Annotated in this window: 13 protein-coding genes, 1 other RNA gene and 1 pseudogene; 11 read left to right on the top strand and 4 right to left on the bottom strand. The window is 59.1% G+C overall.

Annotated elements, in window-relative coordinates; all coding sequences use genetic code 11:
• Positions 1–7: 7 nt before the first annotated feature.
• Genes PPUTUW4_RS03500 through PPUTUW4_RS03490 form a run of 3 tightly spaced genes read right to left on the bottom strand, consistent with a single transcriptional unit; the run spans position 8 to position 2,160 of the window.
• Positions 8–322, bottom strand: coding sequence for an RnfH family protein (locus tag PPUTUW4_RS03500; RefSeq protein WP_015093429.1), 315 nt, complete (start codon positions 320–322; stop codon positions 8–10).
• Positions 315–749, bottom strand: a complete 435-nt coding sequence (locus PPUTUW4_RS03495; RefSeq protein ID WP_015093428.1) for a type II toxin-antitoxin system RatA family toxin — start codon at positions 747–749, stop codon at positions 315–317. Before PPUTUW4_RS03495 ends, PPUTUW4_RS03500 begins: the two co-directional genes overlap by 8 nt.
• Positions 750–756: 7 nt before the next feature.
• Complete coding sequence (locus PPUTUW4_RS03490) at positions 757–2,160, bottom strand: sodium-dependent transporter (protein ID WP_015093427.1); 1,404 nt, start codon at positions 2,158–2,160, stop codon at positions 757–759.
• A 118-nt stretch (positions 2,161–2,278) separates the two neighbouring features.
• On the opposite strand from PPUTUW4_RS03490, the gene smpB reads away from it, so the two are divergent.
• Complete coding sequence (gene smpB, locus PPUTUW4_RS03485; RefSeq protein ID WP_007933497.1) at positions 2,279–2,761, top strand: SsrA-binding protein SmpB; 483 nt, start codon at positions 2,279–2,281, stop codon at positions 2,759–2,761.
• A 116-nt stretch (positions 2,762–2,877) separates the two neighbouring features.
• Here smpB and PPUTUW4_RS03480 read toward each other — a convergent pair whose 3' ends face one another.
• The gene (locus tag PPUTUW4_RS03480; RefSeq protein ID WP_015093426.1) at positions 2,878–3,645 is read right to left on the bottom strand and encodes a GntR family transcriptional regulator; all 768 of its coding nucleotides are present in this window, start codon (positions 3,643–3,645) and stop codon (positions 2,878–2,880) included.
• Between the two features lie 261 nt (positions 3,646–3,906).
• Here PPUTUW4_RS03480 and PPUTUW4_RS03475 point away from each other — a divergent pair, with 261 nt between their 5' ends.
• The 10 genes and pseudogenes from PPUTUW4_RS03475 to PPUTUW4_RS28820 all read left to right on the top strand — a co-directional run.
• Positions 3,907–5,601 (top strand): lactate permease LctP family transporter, encoded by a 1,695-nt coding sequence (locus PPUTUW4_RS03475; RefSeq protein ID WP_015093425.1) that lies wholly within the window; start codon positions 3,907–3,909, stop codon positions 5,599–5,601.
• Positions 5,602–5,752: 151 nt separating this feature from the next.
• Positions 5,753–6,577 (top strand): (Fe-S)-binding protein, encoded by an 825-nt coding sequence (locus PPUTUW4_RS03470; RefSeq protein ID WP_015093424.1) that lies wholly within the window; start codon positions 5,753–5,755, stop codon positions 6,575–6,577.
• Positions 6,574–8,028: a LutB/LldF family L-lactate oxidation iron-sulfur protein gene (locus tag PPUTUW4_RS03465; protein ID WP_015093423.1), complete on the top strand. Its 1,455-nt coding sequence runs from the start codon at positions 6,574–6,576 to the stop codon at positions 8,026–8,028. Before PPUTUW4_RS03470 ends, PPUTUW4_RS03465 begins: the two co-directional genes overlap by 4 nt.
• A complete protein-coding gene (locus PPUTUW4_RS03460; protein ID WP_015093422.1) occupies positions 8,028–8,699 on the top strand; it encodes a lactate utilization protein C in 672 nt (223 codons plus the stop codon). Before PPUTUW4_RS03465 ends, PPUTUW4_RS03460 begins: the two co-directional genes overlap by 1 nt.
• Complete coding sequence (locus PPUTUW4_RS03455; protein ID WP_015093421.1) at positions 8,696–11,506, top strand: FAD-binding and (Fe-S)-binding domain-containing protein; 2,811 nt, start codon at positions 8,696–8,698, stop codon at positions 11,504–11,506. The genes PPUTUW4_RS03460 and PPUTUW4_RS03455 overlap by 4 nt, the downstream gene beginning before the upstream one ends.
• Positions 11,507–11,695: 189 nt before the next feature.
• Positions 11,696–11,971: a hypothetical protein gene (locus PPUTUW4_RS03450; protein WP_041474775.1), complete on the top strand. Its 276-nt coding sequence runs from the start codon at positions 11,696–11,698 to the stop codon at positions 11,969–11,971.
• 173 nt (positions 11,972–12,144) lie between these two features.
• On the top strand, positions 12,145–12,423 hold the full coding sequence (locus PPUTUW4_RS03445) for a hypothetical protein (protein WP_041474774.1): 279 nt from the start codon (positions 12,145–12,147) through the stop codon (positions 12,421–12,423).
• 94 nt (positions 12,424–12,517) lie between these two features.
• Positions 12,518–12,911: a transfer-messenger RNA gene (ssrA, locus tag PPUTUW4_RS27750) on the top strand.
• A gap of 188 nt (positions 12,912–13,099) precedes the next feature.
• Positions 13,100–14,356 carry an integrase domain-containing protein gene (locus PPUTUW4_RS03440; protein ID WP_015093420.1) on the top strand — a complete coding sequence of 419 codons (1,257 nt, stop codon included), beginning with the start codon at positions 13,100–13,102 and terminating at the stop codon, positions 14,354–14,356.
• A 24-nt stretch (positions 14,357–14,380) separates the two neighbouring features.
• Positions 14,381–14,496, top strand: a pseudogene (locus tag PPUTUW4_RS28820) (IS3 family transposase); the annotation flags it as partial.
• Positions 14,497–14,547: the final 51 nt, after the last annotated feature.

Below are 14,547 nucleotides of genomic sequence, written 5' to 3'. Positions count from 1 at the left end.
AAAACACTCACTGATTCCTGGCTTTGGCTTCAGCAGCTTTGGCCGCGCGCAGTCGGCGCACCTCTTTCGGATCGGCCAACAGGGGGCGGTAAATCTCGATACGATCCCCGGCCTGGACTGCCCGACTCTCAGGGTCAGCTACTACCTTGCCGAAGATCCCTACGGGACAATTGGCCAGATCCAGCTCAGGAAACTCCTCAGCCAGGGCAGACCCGAGCAAGGCTGCCCGCACGCTAGTCCCGACCGGCACCGTCAGCGTCAACAGCACCTGACGGTCCGCGGCCGCGTAGACCACTTCGACTTCAATCATGCCCTCAACCATGTATCTGCTTGGCACGCTGGCAGAACGCATCCACCAGGGTGTTGGCCGCCTGATTGAACAGCGGCCCCAAGGTGGCACGAACCAGTGGCCCGGCATAATCGAACGACAGATCGAGGCTGATCTTGCAGGCCTTGTCGGTCAGCGCCTTGAATACCCAGATGCCATGCAATTGGGTGAAAGGGCCCTCTTCGAGGTTCATTTCGATCGACTGCCCGGGAACCAGGGTGTTGCGCGTGACGAAATGTTGACTGAGGCCGCCCTTGGCCACCCCAACGCTCGCCCGCATATGCTCAAGGGAACTCTCCAGGACTTCGGCCGAAGAGCACCACGGCAGAAACTCCGGGTAGCGCGCCACGTCGTTGACCAGGTCATACAGCGCTTGAGCCGGGTACGGCAGCAAGGCCGAACGTGAAATGTGTGTCGTCATGTCAGCGTCACTTCCACAGCTGGGCGGCAAACACTACGAGGATGCCGATGGGCGCCACATAGCGCATCAAGAACAAGGACAGACCAAACAGCGCCGGGTTGCGGATCGACAACTCGTCGCGCACCGCTTCGCGCCCCATGATCCAGCCCGCAAACACCACGAAACACAAACCGCCAAGCGGCAACATGATTCGCGAGGTGAAGAAATCGATCACGCCAAAGAAGTCGAGACCACCGGTTGCTCCCCATTGGTAGAGGTGGAACATCCCGCCCTCGTTCACGAAGAACTTGGCCTCCTTCCAGATATTGAAGGAGAACACCGTGCCCAGGCCGACGAACCAGCAACTGAAAGCCAGCCAGAAGGTGACCCATGCACGACTCACTTTAGTGCGTTCCACCAGGTAGGCCACCATCGGTTCAAGCAGGGAAATCGCCGAACTCCAGGCAGCGACCGCCACCAGCACGAAGAACACCACCCCCATCAATTGCCCGAACGCCACGTTGCCGAAGGCAAACGGCAGGCTGACGAACATCAGCCCCGGCCCTTCGCTCGGGTTCAGGCCCGCCGCGAAAACAATAGGAAACAATGCCAGGCCAGCCACCAGGGAAACGAAGGTGTCGAGCAGCGCCACGCCAACGACAGTCCCCGATATCGACGAGCTCTTCGGCATGTAGGCGCCATAGATCATGATCGAACCGACGCCCACGCTCAGGGAAAAGAACGCATGCCCCATCGCGGGCAACAAGCCATCCATAACCTTTTCCGGATGGAAGTCGAACATGAAATGCACGCCCTCCATGAAATGACCGGTGGTCATGCTGTAGCCCAGCAGCACCAGGACCATCACGAACAACAACGGCATCATGATGCGCAGACTGCGTTCAAGCCCGGCGACCACGCCCTTTGCGATCACCACCGCTGACAAAAGCATGAAAATCGTGTGCCAAAGTGTCAGGCGCCAGGGATCGGCAATGACATTGCCGAAGTAAGCCCCCACCTGATCCGCGGTCACACCCTGAAAGTCGCCACGCCCCATGTCGATGATGTAATCCAGCGACCAGCCGCCCACCACACTGTAGAACGACAGGATCAGCAACGCCGTGATCATTCCGGCAAATGCGCCCCAGGACCATTTGCCCGAGTGCCCCGCCTCGACCGCCAGCGCCTTCAAGGCATTGGCCGGGCTCTGCCGTGCACGCCGGCCGATCAGCGTTTCGGCCAGCATGACCGGCACGCCAATCAGCGCGATGCAGGCCAGGAACATCAGCACGAAGGCACCGCCGCCATAGACGCCGACCATATACGGGAATTTCCAGATACTACCCAGCCCCACGGCCGAACCGGTCGCGGCGAGTATGAAGACCCAGCGGCTAGCCCAACTGCCGTGGACAGAAACCTTGTCTGTCGACATCGTTATCACGCCCAAGCGTTCAAAAAAGAGGCCGCATTGTCCGGGATTCAATCAACCTGCTCAAGCACGTAGCAACCCCGTAGCCGACTCTGTTGTAACTCCCTATAATGCCGCCCCTATGGCTAAACAGAAGAAACACCCAACAGGGACCATCGCGCAAAATAAAAAGGCGCGACACGATTACTTCATCGAGCACAAGTTCGAGGCTGGTCTGGTCCTGGCCGGCTGGGAAGTAAAAAGTCTGCGGGCGAGCAAGCTGCAACTGGTTGACAGTTATGTACTGCTCAAGGATGGCGAAGCCTGGCTGCTCGGCAGCCACATTACGCCCCTGACGACCGCCAGTACCCACGTCATCGCGGACCCGGTGCGCACCCGCAAGTTGCTGCTCAACCGGCGCGAGCTGGAAAAGCTGGCCGCTGCCGTGCAGCAAAAGGGTTACGCCTGCGTGTGCCTGTCCTGGTACTGGAGCAAGCACATGGTCAAGTGCGAGATCGCCCTGGGCAAGGGCAAGAAGGAATACGACAAGCGCGATACCGAGCGCGAACGCGACGCTGGCCGCGAGTTGCAGCGTGCAGTGCGCAACAAAGGCAAGGAAGACTGATTTTTCTGCCTGTGATTCGCAGCGCCATCGAAAAGATCGCAGCCTGCGGCAGCTCCTACATTGGAATGCGTTCTCTGTAGGAGCTGCCGAAGGCTGCGATCTTTTGCTTCAAAAGGTCACATCCCCTTGCGCCGCTCCGCCCGGGCCACGCGCTGTACTTCCTGACGCACTTCTTCCAGCACCTCCTGCACATACAGAATGTGCCGACTGGAAACTTCCCGCGCCTGCTCCGCCCGCCCTTCGATAATCGCCTGGTACAACTCCCGATGCTGCGTGATCAGCATGTCGCGGGTTTCAGTGCGCTGCTTGTACATGCCACCGATGTTGGTCACCACGTTGCGCTTGAGCAAGTCGAACAGCCCGCGAATGGTATGCAGCAGCACGGCGTTGTGGCTGGCCTCGGCGATCGCCAGGTGAAAACTTGCGTCCGCGGCCCCCTCTTCGGCACGACTCACCTCTTCGTGACGCGAATAGCAGTCCTGCAACTTGTTGAATGCCGCGGTCAGCCGCTCACGATCCACATCAGTGGCGCGCAACGCAGCGTAGTAGGCGCAAGACGCTTCCAGCGTATGGCGAAACTCGAGCAGATCGCGCTGCGCCTCAGGATTGCTTTCCAGCAGATGCAACAAGGGATCACTGAAGGTGGTACCCAGTGATTCCACCACATAGTTGCCGCCGCCCTGGCGACTGACCAGCAGCCCCTTGGCGGTGAGCTTCTGAATGGCTTCACGCAACGAAGGGCGGGACACGCCAAATTGTTCGGCCAACGCGCGCTCGGCCGGTAAGCGTTCCCCGGCCTTCAACGTGCCCTCGAGGATCATGCCCTCAAGCTGCTCGACAATATCGTCAGACAAACGGCGCTGACGAATCTGATCAAACCCCATAACTCGATTTCTCCACGATCCGACGGCTCGCCGGGGCTCTATTCTGGCCTATCGGCGCCGCACCAGCACCTGCCACAGCGCATTTGTTCATGCCAGACGGACGACCTGCGCACTTTGCATTCGACAAAAGTTTTAGGGCGGCAAATTGACACACCGCCTACAAGGCTTTTACCCTAGCCAACAGCGATTGTAAATTGGTCTTACCAATTATCCAAGAACGCTGATCAGTGCCTGACCAACAACAATTAGGGGCCACCCCATATGCAAACCTGGCAACAGCTCTATACCCCGCTCGGCAGCCTCGGCCTGTCCGCACTCGCAGCCGTCATCCCCATCGTGTTTTTCTTCCTCGCCCTGGCCGTATTCCGCCTCAAAGGGCACGTGGCCGGCAGCATCACCCTGGCTTTGTCGATCCTGGTGGCGATCTTCGCTTTCCAGATGCCGGTCGATATGGCGCTTGCCGCCGCCGGGTATGGCTTCGCCTATGGCCTGTGGCCTATTGCCTGGATCATCGTGGCAGCAGTGTTCCTCTACAAGCTGACGGTCAAGAGCGGTCAGTTTGAAGTCATCCGCAGTTCGGTCCTGTCGATCACCGATGACCAGCGCCTGCAGGTTCTGCTGATCGGCTTCTGCTTCGGTGCATTCCTGGAAGGTGCCGCCGGCTTCGGCGCGCCGGTGGCGATTACCGCCGCACTCCTTGTAGGACTGGGCTTCAACCCGCTGTACGCCGCTGGCTTGTGCCTGATCGCCAACACCGCACCAGTAGCCTTCGGCGCCCTCGGCATTCCGATCATCGTGGCCGGGCAAGTGACCGGCATCGACGCGTTCAAGATCGGCGCCATGACCGGCCGCCAACTGCCACTGCTGTCGCTGTTCGTGCCATTCTGGCTGGTATTCATGATGGACGGCCTGCGCGGCGTGAGGGAAACCTGGCCAGCAGCCCTGGTGGCCGGTTTGAGTTTTGCCGTGACCCAGTACTTCACCTCGAACTTCATCGGCCCGGAACTGCCGGACATCACCTCGGCCCTGGCCAGCCTGATTTCCCTGACCCTGTTCCTGAAAGTCTGGCAACCAAAACGCGCCGCCGGCCAACACATCGTCGGCGCTGTCTCGGCCTCCGTGGTAAGCGCCAGCGTCGGTGGTTTCGGCCAGAAGCGCACAACCGTGGCTTCGCCTTACAGCCTTGGGGAAATCGTCAAGGCCTGGTCGCCGTTCCTGATCCTGACCGTACTGGTCACCATCTGGACCCTGAAGCCGTTCAAGGCGATGTTCGCCGCCGGCGGCTCGATGTACAGCTTCGTGTTCAACTTCGCGATCCCGCACCTGGATCAGATGGTGATCAAGGTCGCGCCGATCGTGGCCGCGCCAACCGCCCTTCCGGCAGTGTTCAAACTGGACCCGATTTCCGCCACCGGCACAGCGATCTTCTTCTCGGCGCTGATCTCGATGCTGGTACTGAAGATCAACGTCAAAATTGGTCTTACCACTTTTAAAGAGACCTTCTACGAGCTGCGCTGGCCGATCCTGTCCATCGGCATGGTGCTGGCGTTCGCCTTCGTCACCAACTACTCAGGCATGTCCTCGACCATGGCCTTGGTGTTGGCAGGCACCGGTGCAGCCTTCCCGTTCTTCTCGCCGTTCCTCGGTTGGCTGGGCGTGTTCCTCACCGGCTCCGATACTTCGTCCAACGCTCTGTTCAGTTCGCTGCAAGCAACCACCGCGCACCAGATCGGTGTCAACGACACCTTGCTGGTAGCGGCGAACACCAGCGGCGGCGTGACCGGCAAGATGATTTCGCCACAATCGATCGCCGTGGCCTGCGCCGCGACCGGCCTGGTGGGCAAGGAATCGGATCTGTTCCGCTTCACGCTCAAGCACAGCCTATTCTTTGCAACGATTGTCGGCTTGATCACCTTGGCTCAGGCCTACTGGTTCACCGGCATGCTGGTGCACTAAGGACTACAAGCAAAACGGCAAAAACCGACGCCGGGCCACGCCCCCGGCGTCCGCAATTCACACCCCGGTCTGTAAGGCTGCTGAAAGCTTCCGGCTCTATATTCAGCAGCCTCAACAGACGAATAACCGGGACCACCCGGAGACACGCCTGATGAGCGAGCTTTTTTACAACGCTGTGCCGAATGCGACCCGTGTCGCCCCGCCACTGCCCGAGCCTCGGCAATACCCCAGCGAGAAACCGTCACGGGTCTACCTGTTCGGGACCTGCGTGGTCGATTTGTTCTACCCCGAAGCCGGGATGGATGCGATCCACCTGCTGGAACGCGAAGGCATTCGTGTCGAGTACCCGCAAGGGCAAAGCTGCTGCGGACAACCGGCCTACACCTCGGGTTACACCGAACAGGCACGGACCGTGGCGCGCTCGCAACTGGCGCTGTTTGCCGGGGATTATCCGGTGGTGGTGCCGTCAGGCTCCTGTGCCGGGATGTTGCGCGAACACTATGCCGACTTGTTCAAGGACGAGCCGCACACGTTGAAACAGGTTCAGGCGCTGGCTGCCAGAACCTTTGAGCTGGCCGAGTTCCTGTTGTTTGTCTGCAAGGTGCAGTTCAAGGACAGCGGCGAGCCGGTGAAAGTGGCACTGCACACTTCGTGTTCGGCACGCCGCGAAATGAACACCCACCTGCACGGCCGCGAGTTGTTGTCGCAGTTGAGCAATGTGGAGCGGGTCAATCACGATCACGAAAGTGAGTGCTGTGGCTTTGGCGGAACATTCAGCGTCCGTATGCCAGACATTTCCGGCGCAATGGTGGCTGACAAGACCCGGGCGTTGAAGGAGTCCGGTGCGCACAAGGTATTGAGTGCCGATTGCGGCTGTTTGATGAACATCAACGGCTCATTGGAAAAACAGCAGGAAGCGTTGCGCGGTCAGCATCTGGCCAGCTTCCTCTGGCAGCGTACCGGAGGTGCCCGATGAGCACCTCCACGATTATTCCTACGGTTGCCGTAGAAGAAGATTTCCGCACCCGCGCCCACAACGCGCTGGGTGACGCGCAATTGCGAGGCAACTTTCGCAAGGCGATGGATTCACTGATGACCAAACGGGCAGCGGCGTTCAGCGATGCCCATGAAAGAGAACACTTGCGCGCACTGGGCAATGCAATCCGTGCCCGCGCGCTCTCCAAGTTGCCCGACCTGCTCGAGCAACTGGAACAGAACCTGACCCGCAACGGTGTGACAGTGCACTGGGCGGAAACGGTGGACGAGGCCAATGGCATCGTCCTCTCGATCATCCGCGCTCACGAGGGGCGGCAAGTGATCAAGGGCAAATCGATGGTCAGCGAAGAAATGGAGATGAATCATTTCCTGGCTGACCGGGGCATTGAATGCCTGGAATCGGACATGGGCGAGTACATCGTCCAGCTCGACCACGAGAAGCCTTCACACATAATCATGCCGGCAATCCACAAGAATGCCGGTCAGGTCGCGTCCTTGTTCCACGACAAACTTGGGGTGGAATACACCAAGGACGTTGACCAACTCATTCAGATCGGTCGCAAGGTCTTGCGGCAGAAATTCTTCGAAGCGGACATCGGCGTCTCCGGTGTCAACTTCGCCGTGGCCGAAACCGGCACCCTGCTGCTGGTGGAAAACGAAGGCAACGGTCGCATGACCACCACCGTACCGCCCGTGCACATCGCCGTTACCGGTATCGAAAAAGTCGTGGAAAACCTGCGCGATGTGGTGCCGTTGCTGTCGCTGCTGACCCGCTCGGCCCTGGGCATCCCGATCACGACCTACGTCAACATGATCTCCGGCCCGCGCAAGGAACATGAACTCGACGGCCCGCAGGAAGTGCACCTGGTACTGCTCGACAATGGTCGCAGCCAGGCCTTTGCCGACAGCGAATTGCGCCAGACCCTGAACTGCATCCGCTGCGGTGCCTGTATGAATCATTGCCCGGTGTATACCCGAATCGGCGGCCATGCCTATGGGGAGGTTTACCCCGGCCCTATCGGAAAAATCGTCACCCCGCACATGGTCGGCCTGGCGAAAGTCCCGGATCACCCGAGCGCTTCTTCGCTGTGCGGTGCCTGCGGCGAAGTGTGCCCCGTAAAAATCCCGATCCCTGCGTTGCTGCGGCGCCTGCGCGAAGAAAACGTCAAGGCCCCGGACAGCCCCCATCAAGTGATGCGTGGCCAGGGCAGCAAGTATTCGCGCAAGGAGCGGTTCCTCTGGAACACCTGGGCGAAGCTCAACAGTTCGCCAACGCTGTATCGCCTGTTCGGCTTCTTCGCCACCCGCCTGCGCGCCCTCACGCCGAGCAATGTCGGCCCGTGGACGCAAAACCACAGCGCACCGAAACCCGCCGCCCGCTCACTGCATGACATGGCCCGCGAGCACTTGGCCAAACAGGGAGACCGCTGATGAGTGCCAAGCAAAATATCCTCGCCAAACTGCGTAAAAGTCTGACAGGCACCACACCGGTGGCCGACAACTTTGATGTCGATCTGGTGACCCAGCCTTACACCTACTCGCCTGAGCAACGCATTCTACAACTGCGCAAACTGATGGAAGCGGTACACACGGAAATCCACCTGACATCCGGCGAAGAGTGGCCGGCGCTGTTGGCGCAATTGCTGCGGGACCGCCAGTTGCCAAGCCTGCTGATCGCACCGACAACGCCCCACGGTCAACGCATCACACAGCATTGGGCGAATAATCCCGATCTGCCGATGCTCAAGTCCTACGACCGCCCGGTTGAAGAATGGAAAGCCGAGTTGTTCAACGACACCCCGGCGAGCCTGACCACCACCCTCGGCGCCATCGCGGCAACCGGTAGCCTGATTATCTGGCCGACCCGGGAAGAACCGCGCTTGATGAGCCTGGCGCCACCGGTGCATTTCGCCCTGCTCAAGGCCAGTGAAATCCGCGACAACTTCTATCAGGTGCAACAGGAATTCGAATGGGCCCAGGGCATGCCGACCAACGCGCTGCTGGTGTCCGGCCCGTCGAAAACCGCCGACATCGAGCAAGTGCTCGCGTACGGCGCCCACGGCCCGAAAGACCTGGTGGTGCTGATCCTGGAGGACCAATGAGTCTACCGGCCGCTTTCCTGCGAGATGCACAGCAACTGATTCCACAAGAGCGACGGTTCGACGACCCGCTGTCGACCCTGGCCTTCGGCACCGATGCCAGTTTCTATCGTTTGATTCCGCAACTGGTTATCCGCGTCGAGTCCGAAGACGAAGTGGTGGCGCTGCTGCAACTGGCGCAACGCGATCAGGTGCCGGTGACCTTCCGCGCCGCCGGTACCAGTTTGTCCGGTCAGGCGATCAGCGACTCGGTGCTGATCGTGCTGGGGGACAACTGGAACGCGCGCGAGATCCGCGACCAGGGCACGCAAATCCGCCTGCAACCGGGTGTGATCGGCGCCCAGGCCAACGCCTGGCTGGCGCCGTTCGGACGCAAGATCGGCCCGGACCCGGCCTCGATCAATGCCTGCAAGATCGGCGGTATTGTCGCCAACAACGCCAGCGGCATGTGCTGCGGCACGGCGCAAAACACCTACCACACCCTGGCCGGCATTCGTCTGGTGCTGGCCGATGGCAGTCGTCTCGACACTGAAGATGCCGCCAGCGTCGCGGCGTTTCGCCAGAGCCATACCGCGTTGCTGGAGCGCCTGGCGACGCTGGGGCGCGAGACCCGCGCCAACACTGATCTGGCTGCGAGAATCCGCCATAAATACCGTCTGAAAAATACCACCGGCCTGTCGCTCAATGCCCTGGTGGATTTCGACGAGCCTGTGGATATCTTGAGCCACCTGCTGGTGGGCTCCGAGGGCACGCTCGGGTTCATCAGTGCGGTGACCTACGACACGGTGATCGACCACCCGAACAAGGCCTCAGCCCTGATTGTCTTCCCGGATGTAGAGACCTGCTGCAACGCGGTCACCGTACTGAAAAGCCAACCGGTGTCGGCCGTGGAACTGCTCGACCGGCGCAGTTTGCGTTCAGTGCAGGACAAACCCGGCATGCCGCCTTTCGTACAGCATCTGTCGAACAATGCCTGCGCCTTGCTGATCGAATCCCGCGCAGCGTCGTCCGCCCTGCTGCACGAACAACTGGCACAGATCATGGCGTCGCTGCAGGCGTTCCCGGTGGAAAAACAGGTCGACTTCACGGAGGACCCACAGGAAAACGCCCGTCTCTGGGCCATCCGCAAAGACACCTTCCCCGCCGTCGGTGCGGTGCGCAAGACCGGCACCACGGTGATCATCGAAGACGTCACCTTCCCGGTCGAACAACTGGCCATCGGCGTCAATCGCCTGATCGAGTTGTTCGACAAACATCACTACGATGAAGCGATCCTTTTCGGACACGCCCTGGAAGGCAATCTGCACTTCGTCTTCACCCAAGGCTTCAACAACGCGCAAGAAGTCGCACGCTATCAGGCGTTCATGGACGACGTGGCGCAACTGGTGGCAGTGGAGTTCGGCGGTTCGCTGAAAGCCGAACATGGCACCGGGCGCAACATGGCGCCATTCGTCGAGCTGGAATGGGGCAGCGATGCCTATCAGCTGATGTGGCAACTCAAGCGTCTGCTCGATCCCAAAGGCATTCTCAATCCGGACGTGGTGCTCAGCGAAGATCCGCAGATCCACCTCAAGCACCTCAAGCCCTTGCCGGCCGCCGACGAGATTGTGGACAAGTGCATCGAGTGTGGCTTCTGCGAACCGGTCTGCCCGTCGAAGGGCCTGACGCTGAGCCCACGCCAACGCATCGTGATCTGGCGCGACATTCAGGCGCGAAAACGCGCCGGCATCGATACCACCGAACTCGAAGCCGCGTACGAATATCAGGGCATCGATACCTGCGCCGCCACCGGCCTGTGCGCACAACGTTGCCCGGTCGGCATCAACACCGGCGAGCTGGTGAAAAAACTCCGCAGCCGCACGGCAACCCATACGAAAACCGCCAACTGGCTTCAAGGAAATTTCGCCACGGCGCTACAAGGGGCGCGGTTCACCCTGCACGTCGCCAATGGCGCACGGATGTTGTTGGGCGCGCCACGCCTGGCAAAACTCTCGGCGACGCTGACGAAGCTGTCCAAAGGTCAGGTCCCGCAATGGACCAACGCTATGCCGCAGCCGGAAAAAACCATCCGCTTCAGTCCCGCCGTGTCGGACGAACGCCCGCGGGTGGTGTACCTGGCGGCGTGTGTGTCGCGGGTCATGGGGCCAGCGGCGGGGGATAAAGAGCAGGTGTCGTTGTACGACAAAACCCGCGGGCTGCTGGAAAAAGCCGGTTACCAGGTGGTCTTCCCGGACAATCTGGACAACCTCTGCTGCGGCCAGCCATTCGCCTCCAAAGGCTACGCCGAACAAGCCGAACACAAGCGCCAGGAACTGATCGGCGCCTTGCTGCACGCCAGTCGCGGCGGGCTCGACCCGATTTATTGCGACACCAGCCCCTGTACGTTACGGCTCACTCAAGACCTTGGCGACGTTCGACTGGACCTCTACGACCCGGTGCGTTTCATCCGCACGCACTTGATGGATCGCCTCGACTTCACACCACAGGAAGCGCCGATTGCGGTGCACGTCACCTGCAGCACTCAGCACCTCGGCGAAAGTCAGGCGCTGATCGATCTGGCGCGCAAATGCAGCAAAAACGTGGTCATTCCCGAAGGCATTCACTGCTGCGGCTTCGCCGGCGACAAGGGCTTCACCACGCCACAGCTGAATGCCCATTCGCTGCGCACACTCAAGGACGCGGTGCAGCAGTGCAGCGAGGGGATTTCCACCAGTCGCACTTGTGAGATCGGGCTGACGCAACATGGCGGCATTGATTACCACGGTCTAGTCTATCTGGTGGACCGCGTTACCCAGGCTAGGGTGCCCTGATAGCAGGACCCAAGGAAGGTGCATAGATGTACCTACTTGCCGGAATCGATAGCTCCACAGTAAAAAACAGAACCCTGAGGTGCCGCCGCAGTCCACTGATCAAGTCCCGTAAATGCGGGACTCTCCCAACACTCGGTAGCCCGACTTGATGGCCAGCAATGCCTGGCCCTTCAGCTCAAGGAGATACACATGAATCGTTCTGTGCTGTTAGGTTTGTTTATTACTGCTTCCATGATGGCTTCCACTTCGTTTGCTGCAGAAGAAGACCTTTGCGCTGTCAACCTGAAAACCATCGAAAACGCCAAGGCACAGATTCCTCCGGAAATGACTGAGCAGGTAGAAAATTCCGTCAAGCAGGCCAAAGCTGACCATGCAAAAGGCACCAAGGCAGGCATTGATGATTGCGTCGCCGAGACCAACGACATCATCAAGACCCTCACCGACGCGAAAAAAGGCGGGAAGTAATCCGATACGAAGCAAACCAAAACCCGCCGACGGCGGGTTTTGTTGCATTCGGGGACCGGGAATGTGTAACCGCCCGCATCGCAGGAAAAGCCCGACACGTTGTCTGAAAAAACCGAATTCTTGTGTTGAATCGTAGTCTTTGAGGTAGGCCCTATCCGTTCAAGGTGATACCCATGAAGCGCCCCACACTCGCTGGTCTGTTCATTTCCGCTGCAATGCTGGCCTCTCCTGCATTTGCAGCGGACAACAACCTTTGCACGAGCAAGCTGCAAGAGCTCAAAGGCAAAGTGAATGCGATGCCAGCGACCTCCGGAAACACCGCCATGGAGATCAAGAGACTGATGTCCAGCGCCGAAGCCTCCCAAGCCTCCGGAGACGACACAAAATGCGTCACCGAAGCCACCCAGGCATTGGCACTCACTGACAAACAGCGCAACGAACCCAACCCATAATGTGTGGTGGCCTACCTTCGGGTTGGCCTTCTGAGTCGCGTTGACGTACACTGTACAGGCTTGTTGCTCACTTGATTCACAGAGCATCAGGCTCGGGGCCGTTTAGGATTCGACGCCGGTTGCGAAACTTTAGGTGCATGCCGAGTTGGTAACAGAACTCGTAAATCCACTGTTGCAACTTCCTATAGTTGCCAATGACGAAACCTACGGGGAATACGCTCTCGCTGCGTAAGCAGCCTTAGCCCTTCCCTCCTGGTACCTTCGGGTCCAGCAATCATCAGGGGATGTCTGTAAACCCAAAGTGATTGTCATATAGAACAGAATCGCCGTGCAGTACGTTGTGGACGAAGCGGCTAAAACTTACACAACTCGCCCAAAGCACCCTGCCCGTCGGGTCGCTGAGGGTTAACTTAATAGACACGGCTACGCATGTAGTACCGACAGCGGAGTACTGGCGGACGGGGGTTCAAATCCCCCCGGCTCCACCACTTCATCATCTAAAGACGTCCACGGACGTCTTTTTTTGTGCCTGGAATCCATTGAAATCAAGGGTTTCCAGCGCTTCCGAGGTTCACAATGGTTTTTTGAGTTCCAGCCGCCCCGGTATTCCCAGTGGTATTCCCGGCTACCTGGGACTAATCTTGGGAATACCATAAGGTGTTCTGGAGCTCATCCCATGTGCGCTCAAACTGCCCGCCTCTCGGACCGTCAGCTCAAGGCGGTCAAACCCAAAGACAAGGACTACGTCCTCACCGATGGCGACGGCCTCCAGCTTCGAGTCCGGGTCAATCGCTCGATGCAGTGGAATTTCAACTACAGGCATCCGGTTACCAAGAATCGAATCAACATGGCGCTCGGCTCTTATCCAGAGGTTTCTCTGGCGCAAGCTCGCAGAAAAGCGGTTGAAGCCAGAGAAATACTCGCGCAGGGCATAGACCCCAAAGCTCAGCGCAACGAGCTTGCGCAGGCCAAGCGGGTCGAGACGGAACTTACGTTTGAGAAAGTGGCTACCGCTTGGTTCGAGCTGAAGAAGGATTCGGTCACGCCAGCCTACGCCGAGGACATCTGGCGCTCACTCACGCTACACGTATTTCCGAACATGAAATCGACACCAATCTCTGAAGTCAGCGCACCGATGGTGATCAAACTCCTTCGCCCTATTGAAGCGAAAGGTAGCCTGGAAACCGTGAAACGACTTTGCCAGCGGCTCAACGAGATCATGACCTATGGAGTCAATTCGGGAATGATTTTCGCGAACCCCCTCAGCGGAATTCGGGCTGTATTCAAGAAACCGAAGAAAGAGAACATGGCCGCGCTACCACCAGAGGAACTTCCTGAGCTCATGCTGGAAATCGCGAACGCTAGCATCAAGCGCACAACCCGCTGCCTGATCGAATGGCAGTTGCACACCATGACTCGGCCTGCCGAGGCGGCAACCACTCGCTGGGCAGATATCGACTTCGAAAGGCGTGTCTGGACTATCCCACCAGAGCGGATGAAAAAGCGCCGCCCACACAGCATCCCTTTGAGCAATCAAACAATGGCATTGCTCGAGGTTCTCAGGTCCCATAGTGGTCATCGGGAATATGTTTTTCCGGCTGACCGAAACCCACGTACTCACGCCAATAGCCAGACCGCAAACATGGCATTGAAACGCATGGGCTTCCAGGACCGCTTGGTCAGTCACGGTATGCGCTCGATGGCCAGCACCATCTTAAATGAACACGGGTGGGACCCGGAACTCATTGAGGTCGCGCTGGCGCACGTCGACAAGGATGAGGTGCGGAGCGCCTACAACCGAGCCGACTACATCGAGCGCCGACGGCCGATGATGGCTTGGTGGAGCGAATACATTCAAAGGGCGTCGGCGGGTAATCTCTCGGCCAGCGCGATCAATGTGATCAGGGACCGGAACGTAGTATCGATCCGTTAGGGCAGCGACACCGGCGATATCCCCCCGACCAGCAAGGCCCTGAAGCCCGAGCAGGAAACAACCCAGGAACTGGAAGCCCGGATCAATCGGCTGGAGCGGGAAAAATCGACCCTATAAAAGGCTACCGCGCTCTTGATGACCGAGGAACACGAGTGACACGCTCCATAGATTCCAAACCACGGGGCACCGCT

It is taken from the genome of Pseudomonas sp. UW4 (assembly GCF_000316175.1).
Classification (GTDB): Bacteria; Pseudomonadota; Gammaproteobacteria; order Pseudomonadales; family Pseudomonadaceae; genus Aquipseudomonas; species Aquipseudomonas laurylsulfatiphila.
The sequence above is the reverse complement of the archived record's forward strand: the minus strand, read 5'-3'. Positions and strand labels throughout refer to the sequence as shown.

Excerpts from the sequence above, each read along its gene's own strand:
- PPUTUW4_RS03500 (WP_015093429.1), bottom strand. The coding sequence starts at position 322 with ATGGTTGAGGGCATGATTGAAGTCGAAGTGGTCTACGCGGCCGCGGAC.
- PPUTUW4_RS03495 (WP_015093428.1), bottom strand. The coding sequence starts at position 749 with ATGACGACACACATTTCACGTTCGGCCTTGCTGCCGTACCCGGCTCAA.
- PPUTUW4_RS03490 (WP_015093427.1), bottom strand. The coding sequence starts at position 2,160 with ATGTCGACAGACAAGGTTTCTGTCCACGGCAGTTGGGCTAGCCGCTGG.
- smpB (WP_007933497.1), top strand. The coding sequence starts at position 2,279 with ATGGCTAAACAGAAGAAACACCCAACAGGGACCATCGCGCAAAATAAA.
- PPUTUW4_RS03480 (WP_015093426.1), bottom strand. The coding sequence starts at position 3,645 with ATGGGGTTTGATCAGATTCGTCAGCGCCGTTTGTCTGACGATATTGTC.
- PPUTUW4_RS03475 (WP_015093425.1), top strand. The coding sequence starts at position 3,907 with ATGCAAACCTGGCAACAGCTCTATACCCCGCTCGGCAGCCTCGGCCTG.
- PPUTUW4_RS03470 (WP_015093424.1), top strand. The coding sequence starts at position 5,753 with ATGAGCGAGCTTTTTTACAACGCTGTGCCGAATGCGACCCGTGTCGCC.
- PPUTUW4_RS03465 (WP_015093423.1), top strand. The coding sequence starts at position 6,574 with ATGAGCACCTCCACGATTATTCCTACGGTTGCCGTAGAAGAAGATTTC.
- PPUTUW4_RS03460 (WP_015093422.1), top strand. The coding sequence starts at position 8,028 with ATGAGTGCCAAGCAAAATATCCTCGCCAAACTGCGTAAAAGTCTGACA.
- PPUTUW4_RS03455 (WP_015093421.1), top strand. The coding sequence starts at position 8,696 with ATGAGTCTACCGGCCGCTTTCCTGCGAGATGCACAGCAACTGATTCCA.
- PPUTUW4_RS03450 (WP_041474775.1), top strand. The coding sequence starts at position 11,696 with ATGAATCGTTCTGTGCTGTTAGGTTTGTTTATTACTGCTTCCATGATG.
- PPUTUW4_RS03445 (WP_041474774.1), top strand. The coding sequence starts at position 12,145 with ATGAAGCGCCCCACACTCGCTGGTCTGTTCATTTCCGCTGCAATGCTG.
- PPUTUW4_RS03440 (WP_015093420.1), top strand. The coding sequence starts at position 13,100 with ATGTGCGCTCAAACTGCCCGCCTCTCGGACCGTCAGCTCAAGGCGGTC.